This window comes from Salinigranum halophilum, from assembly GCF_007004735.1.
Lineage (GTDB): Archaea > Halobacteriota > Halobacteria > Halobacteriales > Haloferacaceae > Salinigranum > Salinigranum halophilum.
Window position 1 is genome coordinate 19610 of sequence record NZ_SSNL01000008.1, and the last position, 12423, is coordinate 32032.

Annotated in this window: 12 protein-coding genes; 5 read left to right on the forward strand and 7 right to left on the reverse strand. The window is 69.4% G+C overall.

Features of this window, described 5'->3' with window-relative positions:
• Nucleotides 1-11 precede the first annotated feature (11 nt).
• Nucleotides 12-1115 (forward strand): putative sulfate/molybdate transporter, encoded by a 1104-nt coding sequence (locus E6N53_RS19095; protein ID WP_142861041.1) that lies wholly within the window; start codon nucleotides 12-14, stop codon nucleotides 1113-1115.
• A gap of 62 nt (nucleotides 1116-1177) precedes the next feature.
• Here E6N53_RS19095 and E6N53_RS19100 read toward each other — a convergent pair whose 3' ends face one another.
• The 4 genes from E6N53_RS19100 to E6N53_RS19115 all read right to left on the reverse strand — a co-directional run bounded on the left by E6N53_RS19100 (nucleotide 1178) and on the right by E6N53_RS19115 (nucleotide 5895).
• On the reverse strand, nucleotides 1178-2353 hold the full coding sequence (locus E6N53_RS19100) for a redox-regulated ATPase YchF (protein ID WP_142861042.1): 1176 nt from the start codon (nucleotides 2351-2353) through the stop codon (nucleotides 1178-1180).
• A gap of 49 nt (nucleotides 2354-2402) precedes the next feature.
• Nucleotides 2403-3380 (reverse strand): DUF4349 domain-containing protein, encoded by a 978-nt coding sequence (locus E6N53_RS19105; RefSeq protein WP_142861043.1) that lies wholly within the window; start codon nucleotides 3378-3380, stop codon nucleotides 2403-2405.
• 81 nt (nucleotides 3381-3461) lie between these two features.
• Nucleotides 3462-4964, reverse strand: coding sequence for a sensor histidine kinase (locus tag E6N53_RS19110; protein ID WP_142861044.1), 1503 nt, complete (start codon nucleotides 4962-4964; stop codon nucleotides 3462-3464).
• Between the two features lie 79 nt (nucleotides 4965-5043).
• Nucleotides 5044-5895, reverse strand: coding sequence for a polymer-forming cytoskeletal protein (locus tag E6N53_RS19115; RefSeq protein ID WP_136591947.1), 852 nt, complete (start codon nucleotides 5893-5895; stop codon nucleotides 5044-5046).
• A gap of 279 nt (nucleotides 5896-6174) precedes the next feature.
• Between E6N53_RS19115 and E6N53_RS19120 the strand changes: the two genes are divergently transcribed.
• Nucleotides 6175-7410, forward strand: coding sequence for an MFS transporter (locus E6N53_RS19120; RefSeq protein ID WP_142861045.1), 1236 nt, complete (start codon nucleotides 6175-6177; stop codon nucleotides 7408-7410).
• 52 nt (nucleotides 7411-7462) lie between these two features.
• Complete coding sequence (locus E6N53_RS19125; RefSeq protein ID WP_136591813.1) at nucleotides 7463-7669, forward strand: DUF5800 family protein; 207 nt, start codon at nucleotides 7463-7465, stop codon at nucleotides 7667-7669.
• 99 nt (nucleotides 7670-7768) lie between these two features.
• Here the strand turns inward: E6N53_RS19125 and E6N53_RS19130 are convergent, their stop codons facing one another.
• On the reverse strand, nucleotides 7769-8494 hold the full coding sequence (locus E6N53_RS19130; RefSeq protein WP_142861046.1) for a dolichyl-phosphate hexose transferase: 726 nt from the start codon (nucleotides 8492-8494) through the stop codon (nucleotides 7769-7771).
• A gap of 150 nt (nucleotides 8495-8644) precedes the next feature.
• Nucleotides 8645-9340, reverse strand: coding sequence for a hypothetical protein (locus E6N53_RS19135; RefSeq protein WP_142861047.1), 696 nt, complete (start codon nucleotides 9338-9340; stop codon nucleotides 8645-8647).
• A 125-nt stretch (nucleotides 9341-9465) separates the two neighbouring features.
• Here E6N53_RS19135 and E6N53_RS19140 point away from each other — a divergent pair, with 125 nt between their 5' ends.
• Nucleotides 9466-10338, forward strand: a complete 873-nt coding sequence (locus E6N53_RS19140; RefSeq protein ID WP_142861048.1) for a hypothetical protein — start codon at nucleotides 9466-9468, stop codon at nucleotides 10336-10338.
• Between the two features lie 7 nt (nucleotides 10339-10345).
• The gene (locus tag E6N53_RS19145; protein WP_142861049.1) at nucleotides 10346-12055 is read left to right on the forward strand and encodes a GMC oxidoreductase; all 1710 of its coding nucleotides are present in this window, start codon (nucleotides 10346-10348) and stop codon (nucleotides 12053-12055) included.
• A gap of 18 nt (nucleotides 12056-12073) precedes the next feature.
• On the opposite strand, the gene E6N53_RS19150 is transcribed toward E6N53_RS19145, so the two are convergent.
• Nucleotides 12074-12421: a DUF8002 family protein gene (locus E6N53_RS19150; protein ID WP_142861050.1), complete on the reverse strand. Its 348-nt coding sequence runs from the start codon at nucleotides 12419-12421 to the stop codon at nucleotides 12074-12076.
• Nucleotides 12422-12423 lie beyond the last annotated feature (2 nt).

Consider the following 12423-nt stretch of genomic DNA (forward strand, 5'->3'; position numbering starts at 1 on the left):
TCATCCGATGGATGAGTATCAGCGTCTCGTTCCGGGGAGCCCACGACCTCGACATCTCCTGGAGCGAGGCGACGGGGGCGATAGGGGATTCGGTTACGGTGCTGCCCATCGTCGTCGCCCTCTCGGTACTCACCGACCTCTCGCTGTCGATGCTCCTCGTCTGGTTCGGCGTCTTCCAGATCGTCTGGGGGCTCTACTACGCGGTTCCCATCTCCGTCGAGCCGATGAAGGCGGTCGCCGCGCTCGTCATCGCGGGGTCGATTACGACCGGTGAACTCCTCGTCGCTGGCCTGTTGCTCAGCGCGGTGCTCGTCCTCATCGGCCTCACCGGCTCGCTCGGGCGGTTCGGCAGCATCATCGGCTCGCCGGTCGTCCGCGGGATCCAGTTCGGGGTCGCGCTCGTCCTGTTACGGACCGGCGTCGACCTGAGCGGCACAAACCTCACGCTGGCGGCGGTCGCGGGCGTGCTCGCGTTGGCCCTCGTCGTCCGCGGGTACTGGCAGGTGAGCGCGTTCGCCGTGTTGCTCGCCGGCGGGGTGGTCGCGGCGGGGTCGGTCGGCCTGCCGTCGCCGAGCCTCCCGTCGGCGAACGGGACGGTGCTGTTCGGCCTCGACGACCTCACCGTCCCGGCGCTCGAAGCGACGCTCGCCCAGTTGGCGATGACGCTCGGCAACGCCGCGCTGGCGACGGCCGTGCTCCTCGGGGACTACTTCGACCGAGACGTCTCGCCCGACGAACTCGCGACGAGCATGGGCGTCATGAACCTCGTCGCCATCCCGTTCGGAGCGATGCCGATGTGTCACGGCAGCGGCGGCGTCGCCGGCAAGTACGCCTTCGGGGCCCGGACGGCCGGGGCGAACGTCCTCCTCGGCCTCGGCTACCTCGTGGTGGCCGTCGTCGCGGTCGAACTCGTGGCGGCGTATCCGGTCTCGATGCTGGGTGCCATCCTGGTCCTGATCGCCCTCCAACTCGGTCGGACGAGCCTCGAGAAGGCGAGCGAGTACCCGCTGGTGGTCGGAATCGGTCTCTGCGGACTCCTGGTCGACCTCGGCGTGGCGTTCGTCGCCGGCATCGTCGCCTTCCACCTGCTCGAACGCCGGAACCGGGACGCGTGAGACGTCGGTGGGTCGAGACAGCGTGCGGCGTCCGGCGTGTGGCGTGTGCCGCGTGGTGTGCGCTACGACGCCGTGCTCACGATTTTGATGACGTCGCCTTCTTCCAACTCGTACGACTCGCTGATGCGGCGGTTCGACCGCGCGTCGACGGCGTGGAGGTAGCCGTCGCCGATGTCGGAGTGGACGGCGTACGCGAGGTCCTTCGGCGTCGACCCCCGCGGGAGCAAGAAGGCGTCGGGCAGCGTCTCGCCCGTCCCGTCGGTCCACTTCGACTCGTTCTGCACCGGATACACCGTGATATGGTCGAGCAGGTCGTAGACGGCGGTGTCGATGGACCGCTGGACGCCCGTCCCACCGTGTTCACTCATGACCTCGCGGATCTGCTCTAACCCCGTCCGCTGGCCGTCGGTGAGGTCGCCGACGATCTGGAAGTCCTCGTCGCCGGGGTCGTAGTCGACGACGCCCGCCTCCGCACCCTTCCGGAGCGCGAGTTCGCCGTCGGCGGTCGCCGCCACCGAGAGGGTGTCGGTCTCGGAGATGCGCTGGAGGTTCTCGGCGGGTGCGATATCGGCTTTGTTCGCCACGAGGACGAGCGGTTTGGTGCGCTCGCGAATCTCGCGGGCGAGCGCCTCTCGGTTCTCGTCGGTCCACTGGATGGGGTCCGTCGGGTAGTCGAGCGTCCGGAGGGCGGCGGCGACGTCGTACTCGGACGCACCGAACCCGGTGAGCAGGTCGGCGAGCGCGTCGTCGATGTCGAAGTCGGGCGAGCGGGACTTCCGCTCGACCGACTCCCAGTTGCGGTCGATGATGCCGGTGAGCCACTGGTCCATCTCCTCTTTGATGAAGTCGATCTCCGCGAGGGGGTCGTACGTCCCGACCTCGACGGGGTCGCCCTCCTCGTTCGTGCCGCCGGAGGCGTCGACGACGTTGAGGATGGCGTCGGCGTTGGTGAGTTCGTCGAGGAACTGGTTTCCCAACCCTCGTCCCTCGTGCGCGCCGGGAACGAGTCCCGCGACGTCGACGAGTTCGACGGCGACGTACCGCTTGCCGTCCTCGCAGTTGCCACAGCGCTCCTCGCGGTCGAGACAGGGACAGCGCGTGCGGGCGTAAGTGATTCCCCGGTTGGCGTCGATGGTCGTGAAGGGGTAGTTGGCGACGGCGACGTCGGCCATCGTGGCCGCCTTGTAGAACGTGGACTTGCCCGCGTTGGGCTTGCCCGCGAGTGCGAGAGAGAGCATATCTCCCCTCTCGCACGTGCGGGAAGAGTGCCTTTCGGTGGCGGTGTCGTTATCCGTCGCGCTCGTCGTCGTCGGGCGGTGCCTCCTCGACGACGCGCTCTGTGCCACCGCCGAACGGTCCCCACCCCCGTCGCCACGCGAGGGCACCGCCGAGGAGTCCGACGGGCGTCGCGAGCACGATGAGGTACGGGAGCACGTAGCCGAGGATGACGACACCGGCGCGCAGGGCGACGACGACGCCGTTTACGGACTCGAGGAAGGCTCCGACGAAGCCGATGTCGTACCACTTCTCGTCGACGCCCAGGCGGTCGGGGCGCTCCTCTCTGATGTCGACGGTGATCGTCGAGTACGCCACCTGCCGCTCGAGCGCCTGCTTGCGCGCCTCCAGCCGCTCGATTTCGGTCTGGACCTCCGAGAGTCGGCGTTCGACCTGCAGGACGGCTTCCGTGTCGTTCGCCTGCTCGTACAGCGTCCGGAGGCGGTCGCGCTGGGCGCGGAGGTTGTTCAGCCGCGCCTCGATGTCGACCAGTTGCTCCGTGACGTCCTCGGTCGACGTCGAGGACTCGATGACCTCGCCCTCGGCCTGGACGTCACTGAACGTCTCCGCGAAGCGCTCGCTCGGAACCCGGAGGACGACGGTCCCGGTCAGATACGTCCGGTCGCCGACGCGCTGTTGTCGCTGGCGGGTGTCGGAGACGAACCCGCCGCGCGACTCGACCAGCTCGGTGAGGTTCGCTTCGGTGCGCTCGAAGTCCGTGACTTCCAGCGTCACGCGTCCGGTCCGGATGAGCGCGCGCGAGTCGATGGACTGCATCGACGAGGCCTCGCCGGACGACCCGCCCGACTGTGCGGCCATCGGGGTCCCTTCCGGCTGTGCCGTCGCTCCACGCTCGTACGCCGCATCACTGCTGACCGCCCCGCTGTCCCCGCCGCTTCTGCCGCCCTGTGCCGCCCCGCCACAGCCGGCGAGGACGGCCATGAGCGCGACCAGGACCGTCGCGACCGTTCGTGTTCGGCGTCGGTTCATACCCGAAGCGACAACGGGGAGTCAAAAAACCCTTAGCTAGGGACAAAGGGGGGTTTCACTCATCGGTTCGCCCACTCGCGGTCAGTCGTCGGCTTCGGCGGGCGCGTGCTCGAGACCACGAATCTCGAACCGCGCACCACCGGACGCGCTCTCGGCGACGGCAGGCCTCCAGCCGTGCGCTTCGGCCACGCTTTCGACGATGTTGAGTCCGAGGCCGAGCCCCCCATCGCCCGTCGTGTACCCCCAGTCGAAGGCGCGCTCGCGCGCGGCGGGGTCGAGGCCCGGGCCGTCGTCGGCGACGGCGAAGCCCCGGTCGTCGTCCTCGAACCACTCGACGCGGACGGACACGCCCCCCTCGCTCGTGGACCCGGGTTCGACAGCGCCGGCAGCCGCTGGCGGACTGCTCGCCGAGCCGTGCTCGACCGCGTTCGCGAGGAGGTTCTCGAGCAGTCGCGCCAGCGCGCTCCGGTCCGCACGGACGAACACCTCGTCGTGCGGCCCCGTATCGATACGGAGCGACGAACGGGGCGCGTCGATGCCCTCCCACACGCGACGTGCGGTGTCGGCGAGCGGCACGTTCTCGGGGTCGTCGACCAGTTCCGGCTGTCGGGCCAGCGTGAGGACGTTGTCGACGATCTCGTTCATCCGGCGACACGCCCGGCTGATACGGTCGGCGTTCTCCTCGACGACTTCGACGTCGCCGTCTCGAGCCGCCTCCCGGAGCAACACGAGCGACCCCTCGACGATGTTCAGCGGGTTCCGCAGGTCGTGGCTCACGAGGCTGGCGAAGCGGTCGAGGCGCTCGTTTTGCCGTTCGAGGCGCGCCTGTCGCTCGCGCGCTTCGGTGACGTCCTGGGTGAGTGCCATCCCGGCGACAATCGTGTCGCTCCGGTCGCGGACGGGGACCGTGTACCCACGGAAGGTGTGGCCCTCGTAGGTGAACTCGAACGCGGAGTGCTCGCCGTCCAGTGCGGCGCGGTAGAGCGGGCCGTACCGGTCGACGTACGTGTCCGAGTGCGCGGCTTCGAACCGCGCCCCCTCAAGTCGGTCGCGGTCGAGTGGGAGGTCGTCGAACACCGTCCCGCCGACGACGAGGTACCGAAGCTCCCGGTCGTACAGTGCGACGGCCCCGTTCGGTAGGTTCTCCGCGAGCGTCCGGTAGCGGCGATCGACGCCGGAGTCGTGCGTTCGGTCGGGTCGGTCACGGTCGAGGGCGGCCTCGACGACGTCTCCGAGAGAGTCGCCCGCGGGACAGTAGCGAGTGACACCCGCGGCGACCGCCCGACTCGCCAGCCGTTCGCTCCCCGCGTCGCCGGGGGCGAGCACCGTCGCGACTCCGGGCGCGCGCTCGTCGACCCACTGGAGGAAGGCGAGGGCGTCGTCGGGGGCTGCTGCGTCCGCCGGTACGGCGCTCACGACGCAGTCTGGGGTCCACTGACTGGAATCGGCGGCGGCGAGGAGAGCGCGAGCGTCGGCGGCCGTCTCGACGTGCCTGACGTCGAACGCCGCCAGGCTGTCGTCGGCGACATCGGTGGGAGTCCCGACACACAGGACACGCGTGTGCGATTTCCCCCGTTCGTTCATACAGCAACGAGAGACAGTAGTGGTATAAAGATTGTCTGACACGTGTCGTGGACGAACGCGGTTCGAAGCCGGCGGACCCTCACTCCGCGTCGCGGGACGTGTCGTCGCGGCGGATACGCATCTCACCGCGGGCGCGCACGGTCCCGTCGACGGTCGCCCGTTCGTGGAGGTCGAGGTCACCGCAGGAGACGTCGCCGAGCACGCGCGCCCCCTCCTCGACGGTCACGTGGCCGCCGCGGGTCGTGACGTCGCCGTGGATTCTGGTCTCGGAGCCGACGGTGATGTCGCCTTTGGCGCGGAGGCTGCCGAAGACGTTGTTCTCCGCCCCCAGTTCGATGCGCTCGGCGCGGATGTTCCCGTGCAGGCGGCAGTCCGAGCCGACCTGCGCCGGGGTCGAGACGCGCCAGGCGTCGTCGGAGACGTCGGCACCGCGGGGGATGACGAGCGGCGTCTGGCCGCCGTCCGACGAGAGCGCCTGCGCCATCTCGTCGGCGGCGTCCTTCTCGCCGATTCTGAGCAACTGCGAGAGCACGACGAAGTAAAAGACGAGTGTCGGCATCGGGTTGCGGATGACGATCCAGCCGCTCGCCTCGAACCCCTCGTCGATGTCGACGTCGTCGCCGATGTCGAGGTCGCCCGAGACCATCAACCGACCCTCGATGTGGACGCGCTCGCCGAGGTAGGCGTCCTCGCCGACGAGGACGTTCCCGGCGACCTGACACCAGACGTCGAGTCGGCAGTCGCCGTCGGCCTCGATGTCGCCGCCGAACCGGACGCGTTCTCCCGCCATCACGTTCCGGCCGCGAACGCCGAACTCCACGGAACTCTGGCCGCCGACGAGCACGTCACGGTCGGTGACGAGGTCGTGCTCCTCGACGGTCGTCCCGTCGGGAATCTCCAGGGTGTCGAGCGGGTCCGTTCCGAGTGACACGGGCACAGACGTTCATGGTACGTCGCTGGTAATATACTCTCGTGCGACGCGCGTCTGACGGAGTCGCTGGGGACCCCGGAGTCGGACGTTGTGAGCGGTGTGTTCGGCTTCGCCCGTGGCCGTTCGCGGCCGTATCGGTTGCTGTGACTCGGGCCGGCGGCGACGGGACCGGGGAGACACCGGCGACGCACGGCTCACACGGGGCGTCCGGACGGAGACCGAGCCGCGAGCCATCACGCCCCTCGGACGAGTTATCCCTCACACCGGCTTCGAGAGCGTATGGACTCCGATTCGGGCGAGACCACGGTCCCGTGGGGCGACCCGCAGTTCCGCGTCGTCGTCGCCAGCACCCTCGCCGGCGTGCTCGGCGTCACGCTGGTCACACCCATCGTGCCCCTCCTGCCCGCCGTCCTCGGCGTCACCGACAGTACCGCGAGCCTCCTCATCACGGCGTACACCCTCCCGGGCGTGTTCTTCTCGCCCGTCGCTGGCGTGCTCGCCGACCGTCACGGCCGCCGGCGCGTGCTCGTCTGGTCGCTCCTCTGTTTCAGCCTCGGCGGCGTCGCGGTCCTCCTCGCCGGGGAGTTCACGACGGTGCTCCTCCTCAGGGCCGTCCAGGGGATGGGGGCGAGCGGCCTCTTCGCCGTCGCGGTCACCCTCATCGGCGATACCTACGAGGGCGTCCAGCGGAACGCGGCGCTGGGCGCGAACGGTGCGGCCATCTCCGTCGGCGCGGCCGTCTACCCGCTCTTCGGTGGCGCCATCGCGACGCTGGGGTGGAAGGCCCCCTTCGCCGTCTACGCCGTCGGGTCGCTCGTCGCGCTGTGGGCGCTCCGCGCCGTCGAGGACGTCCCCGTCGAGAACCCCGCGGGCGGGTTGGCGTACGTCCGCGGCGCGCTACACGCGCTCCCGGTCGGTGCGGCAGTGAGCCTCTACGGGACGGCCATCGTCACGTTCGTCCTCCTCTTCGGCGGCGTGTTCACGGCCATCCCGTTCCTGCTCGCGCGCGCATTCACGGGACCGGTGACCGTCGGCGGGGTGTCGCTCGCGCCGTCGGCGCTCATCGGCGTCGTCCTCACCACGAACGCGCTCACGACGGCCGTCGTCGCCTCCCGGAGCGGTCCGCTCGCGGCTCGCTACACGAACCGGGAACTCCTCGTCTTCGGGCTCGCCGCGTACGGACTCGGCCTCGTCGTCGGCTGGGCCGGCGGGACGCCGGCGTGGCTGACGCTCGGCGTCCTCGTCGTCGGCGCGGGCCAGGGGCTCATCCTCCCGCCGCTCGACGCGAGCGTCAGCGACCTCGCACCCAGACGATACCGTGCCGGGTCGCTGAGCCTCCGGACGAGCGCCGCGTGGCTCGGCACGACCATCGGTCCCGTGCTGTTCACGACGCTCGCGACGGTCACGGGGTATCGGCTGTTGCTGCTCGGGGGCGGACTGGGGGCGTTCGCCGTCGCCGGCGTGCTCTCGCGGACGGGTCCCTCGCGGTGCGTCGGGCCGGTCGACGCCGACTAATTCGTCGAGCCAGGGCCGTGTGCTTATATACTCCCGAGGGAAAGCTCCCCCCATGACTGCGCTCTCGTTCGACGAACACGGTGTCGACGTCGTCTACCAGGGAACCGACTTCCGTCTCGAGCGGGAACTCATCGAGGAGGCCACCGGGAAGTCCTACCCGAACGTGACCGACCACGAGGTGCTGAAAATCGTCGAGAAGAACCCCGCGCTCTCGGGCGAGCCGCGACGCATCCAGGACATCCTGCGGACGGAAGCCTGACGCGGTCGGTCGCGTCGGCCACACTGGTTCTCTGCACCCCCGGCGCGGACGGATGGGTGCCTCTCGTGTCGTCTTCGGGTCTCGTGACTCGTCCGCGAATCAGGCCGACCGACTCGACGCGCCCGACCCGTTCGAAGAGAGCTGTCGCAGGCGCTCCTCCGCGGCGACCCGGACGATGGAGCCGGCGATTTCGGCCCCACCCGACAGCGGGTCGAGCGTCGTCTCGCCGCGGCGTTCGCTGTAGTCGATTTCGAGTTCTTTCACGCGGTACCCGCGCATCACGGGCCGCAGGAGGAGTTCGGCGGAGAGGCCGGTGTTCTCCGTCCACGTCACCTCGTCGATGACCGCCTTCCGGTAGGCGCGCATCCCGGTCGTCGTGTCGTGAAGGCGGCGGCCGACGAGCAGCGAGGCACCGAGGGCGAACGCCTGGTTGCCGAGGCGGTTGAACATCGGCATCGTCTTCGCGCCCTTCGACAGCCGGTCGCCGGAGACGACGTCGTACCCCTCGTTGATGGCGTCGAGGAAGTCCGGGAGACGCTCCATGGGGTACGTGTCGTCACAGTCGGTGGTGACGACGACCGGCCGGTCGGGCGCGAGGACCGCCTCGCGGACCGCGACGCCGTACCCCTGTGGCTCCTGTTCGATGACGCGCGCGCCGTGGTCGCGGGCGACGGCCGCCGTTCGGTCCGAGGAGCCGTCGACGCAGACGACCGCCGCCCGGCCGTCGGTCACTCGGTCGATGTCGGTGAGTACGTGTTCGATGGCTTCTTCCTCGTTGTACGTCCCCATGACGACGGCGACGTCGTCGAAGGTGTACGTGGTCATTACCACCTGGTTGTGGACGGGGTGATTTGAACTTTTAGGTTTGCCAAAAAAATGTGTGTTTGAGTGATACGACGCTGGAGCGCACCCGTCTGGGTCTCGCTCGGCGTCGAATCGGCGGAGCCGTCCTCACTCCGTCGTGCCCGGGGCGTCTCACTCGACGCCGACCGGTGAGGGCTCGGCCCGAGACCGTCGCCGCCAGTAGCGATACCCGACGACGGCGAGGGCGATGCCGACGAGTACGAGCGGACGAAGCGAGCCGAGTCGTCCGGGACGACCCGCCCGAGCCGCGTCGCGCCACTCGACCGCTCGGGCGTCGACGTACGCGTCGATGGAGTCGTCGTCGACCACCTCGAAGGAAGCCGACCCGGCGAACTCGAACGGAGCCAAGAGTGACTCGAGGACGTCGACGAAGCGCTCGGCGTCCGCGCGCGACGCCCACTCGTACAGTTCGAGGAACGCCCCCGGACGCTCGCCGGCGAGCCACAGTTTCCGCCGGAAGCCGGGCATCCCCACGAAGAAGGGCGTGGCGACGTTCGCAAGGGGGTCGAAGAGGACGTCACGGACCGTCTCGCCGACGTCCCGGCCGGTCACCTGCATCGCGAAGACCAGGACGACGCGCTCCGGCGCGTCGTCGTCGTTCCCCACGAGCGCAGTCTCGCGATAGACGACGAAGGCGTCGCTGTCCGGCCCTTCGAGGATGTCGCCGAGCCGACCCTGGGGGAACCGGACGCTGCCGTCGAGCACGAGTCTGACGGAACGAAGCGCCGCGCGACAGAGCGTGAGGGCGTGTGGCGTCATGATGTGCCGACGGCCGAGACCGGCTCTCTCTCTCGTCGGCCCGACCATCGTCCCCATGCTATTCGTCGACACATAACATAACAGTTGTCATGGTGGCTCGCGCGTCACCGCTCGTCTGCGGGTAACACCTAATATCGCGTTCGTCGATTGACGTGTAGGGTGGCAGAGAGCCCATGGGACAACACGTTCGGCTGTGGCTGTCGGAACTGTGGGAGTGGGTCGAGGCCCTACTCGCCGGGAAGTCGACCCCGGACGAGTCGGAGCTGGACTTCCACGTCGCGGTGACCGCCCGGGCGGTCGTCGACGCGGTCGTTCCGGAGACGCCCGAACTCGGCGACGAACTCGGCGCAGTGGCCGTCCCGGGTGGACTCGCCATCGGGATGGAGACGTTCCTCGTCACCTTCGTCGACGGCCTCTTTCAGTTCGGCTTCCCGCACGTCGGCACCCGGGGGAACCTCCCGCTGGCGGTACCGATGGCGGAGGTGCTCGACGTCGCGGCCGACGCCCTCGTCGCGCGCGGCGACAACGAGTCCGAACCCGACGTCGAGCGGGCGGTCGCACTCTTCGACGCCGGCGACACGTCCCCACGACGCGTGAGACGGAACGCCGGGGCGTTCGCGACGCTGTCGCGGCGTGACCGTCTGCGCGCGCTCGGCCTCCTCGACGAGTTCGAACTCCGGGTCTCGCCGTTCGGTCACGGCCTGTTCGAGTTCGACGCCGGCCTCGTCGGCCAGCTCGTCGTCGGGTTCGCGGAGATGATCTACTACAGCGAGTGGGACGGGTACGACGACTTCTCGCTCCCGCCGAGCGAACGAACCCACCCGAACGACCCCGCGGCCGTCCAGGGCTGGCGACAGACCGGCTATCCGGGCGTCGCCGACGGTTACGCCGCGCTCCGTGGCTACGTCGGTGCCGACGACAGCCCCCTCGGCGCGGGCGAGACCTGGACGACCCTCGACGAGCGGGTTGACGTCGTCCGCGAGTCGGGCACCTTCCGGGAGAACGAGTACGACACGACGGGCTACGAGGAGCCCTACCCGGAGTGACCCGACGATGGTCGCTTCACACTACGACGCCGTCGTCGTCGGCGCGGGAGGAGACGGGCCCGTTGCCGCCTGGAAACTCGCCGAGGCGGGTCGGTCGGTGCTCCTCGTCGAAGCCGGCCCGTTCTACGGGAACGAGCGGTGGCCGAAGCCGAACGAGTCCCCGGGTGCGGAGTCGTCGTCGAGCGTCGACGACCTCAGCGGGGCGTTGCTCGACGAACAGTTCACCACGCGCGAGCTGGAAATGATTCGGAAGCTCGTCTTCGGTCCGGCCGACCACGAGCGGGGCTTCTGGCTCCGGAAGTTCCCGGGCGACGGTGCCATCTTACAGTGTGCGGGCGTCGGCGGGACGACCCTCCACTACACCGGCTGCCACCCGCGTGCGTACCCCGCCTCCGTCGACGAACAGCCGCACTGGCCCATCGACTACGCCGACCTGATTCCCTACTACCAGGAAGTAGAGGCGATGTGCGAGGTGACGCCCGCGCCCGTCACGGCGAAAGAGGAGCTGTTCTTCCGCGGGGCGGCCGCCGCCGGCTGGGACCTCCTCGACGGGTTGAACGTCACCGAACCGGGCTACCGCCCCCAGCCGAACGCCATCCGCCAGCCGGACCCGCGGCTCCACGTCGACGCGGGGTACGGCGGCGACTTCAGCTACCCCGACGTCGAAGGCGACACCCTCGCGCTCGGGAGCATCGCGGGGCATCCCTTCCCACGTGGCGCACCGTACGAGGAGAAGGCAAAGCGCGCGAGCAACATCAGCTTCGTCCCCGCGGCGCTCCGGACGGGCACCGTGACCGTCCGGCCGAACGCGTTCGTCACGGCCATCGAGACCGACTCGGCCGGTATCGACCACCCGACCGCGACCGGCGTTCGGTTCCGGGATACGTGGTCGGGCCGGGTCGAGACGGTGCGAAGCGAGGTGGTCGTCCTCGCTGCCGGTGCCATCGAGACACCCCGGCTGTGGCTGAACGCCGACCTCCCGAGGAACGAGTGGGTCGGCCGCGGGATGACCATCCACTTCGGCGACAACGTGATGGGACTGTGGGACGCCGCCGACCTCGAGTCGCGAATCGGGCAGGACACCATCGACCAGTTCCAGGGCCAAGACATCGCGGCCCGGTTCGACTATCCGGGCCTCGGGATGCTCCAGACGGTCGGGACCGCGCCCGGAATCGGTGCCATCCTGGGGTTCGGCTCGAGCGCGTCGGGCTTCGCCTTCCAGAACGACCCGGCCGATGCGCCCTGGGACACCGTCGGTCGACTGGCGGGAGCGGAGCTCAAACGACTGCTCTCGGGCTATCGGCGGATGCTGCAGGTGCTCGTAGTGAGCGACGACCGTCCGCACCGGCGCAACGGCGTCACCGTCGCTCCCGGCATCGAGGACGAACACGGCCCCATCCCCCTCGTGAACTACGAGCCGAGCGCCGGAGACAGACAGCGACGCGACCGACTCGCCGAAATCGCCGCGGAGATCCTCCGAGAAGCGGGTGCCACACACGTCCACCGCTCGGACTCGCCGCCGACCGCGCTACACGTCCACAGCACGATGGCGATGGGGAAGGTCGTCGACGAGGCCTGCGAGGCGTTCGACGTCGACCGACTCTTCGTCGCCGACCACTCGGCGCTGGCAAACGGCGTGGGCGGTGCGAACCCGACGAACACCGGGCAGGCACTGGCCGCCCGGACCGCGGAACGGATACTCGAACGCTACTTCTGAGCCGCCTCACCGACCGACTCAGCTCAGTCCGCGGTCGTCGGGGCTGTCCTCGAGCGCCTTCGCGCGGTCGACGAGGTAGTCCATGAGGTCCCGGGCGGCGTCGCCGACGGTGTCGAGGTCGTCGGCCGACTGCCCGCTGACCCGGACCGAGAGGTCGTAGAGGTCGAGTTCGACCGTCGGAACCGTCTCGTCACCGTTGTCGCCGTTTCCCTCCTCGGCGTGTGCCGGCGGGGTCGTGTTCTCGATGCTTCCGTGTCGCTCCTCGTCGGGTTCGTCGACGGCGACGGACTCCGCGTCGGTCGTCGACTCGGCGTCCTCGGCGTCCGTGTCGTCGTCAGCCGCCTCGTCCGTGCGTTCGAGCGTCATAC

Bases quoted from the DNA above. Each gene is read 5' to 3' on its own strand.
- E6N53_RS19095 (WP_142861041.1), top strand. From the start codon at position 12: ATGAGTATCAGCGTCTCGTTCCGGGGAGCCCACGACCTCGACATCTCC.
- E6N53_RS19100 (WP_142861042.1), bottom strand. From the start codon at position 2,353: ATGCTCTCTCTCGCACTCGCGGGCAAGCCCAACGCGGGCAAGTCCACG.
- E6N53_RS19105 (WP_142861043.1), bottom strand. From the start codon at position 3,380: ATGAACCGACGCCGAACACGAACGGTCGCGACGGTCCTGGTCGCGCTC.
- E6N53_RS19110 (WP_142861044.1), bottom strand. From the start codon at position 4,964: ATGAACGAACGGGGGAAATCGCACACGCGTGTCCTGTGTGTCGGGACT.
- E6N53_RS19120 (WP_142861045.1), top strand. From the start codon at position 6,175: ATGGACTCCGATTCGGGCGAGACCACGGTCCCGTGGGGCGACCCGCAG.
- E6N53_RS19125 (WP_136591813.1), top strand. From the start codon at position 7,463: ATGACTGCGCTCTCGTTCGACGAACACGGTGTCGACGTCGTCTACCAG.
- E6N53_RS19130 (WP_142861046.1), bottom strand. From the start codon at position 8,494: ATGACCACGTACACCTTCGACGACGTCGCCGTCGTCATGGGGACGTAC.
- E6N53_RS19135 (WP_142861047.1), bottom strand. From the start codon at position 9,340: ATGGTCGGGCCGACGAGAGAGAGAGCCGGTCTCGGCCGTCGGCACATC.
- E6N53_RS19140 (WP_142861048.1), top strand. From the start codon at position 9,466: ATGGGACAACACGTTCGGCTGTGGCTGTCGGAACTGTGGGAGTGGGTC.
- E6N53_RS19145 (WP_142861049.1), top strand. From the start codon at position 10,346: ATGGTCGCTTCACACTACGACGCCGTCGTCGTCGGCGCGGGAGGAGAC.
- E6N53_RS19150 (WP_142861050.1), bottom strand. From the start codon at position 12,421: ATGACGCTCGAACGCACGGACGAGGCGGCTGACGACGACACGGACGCC.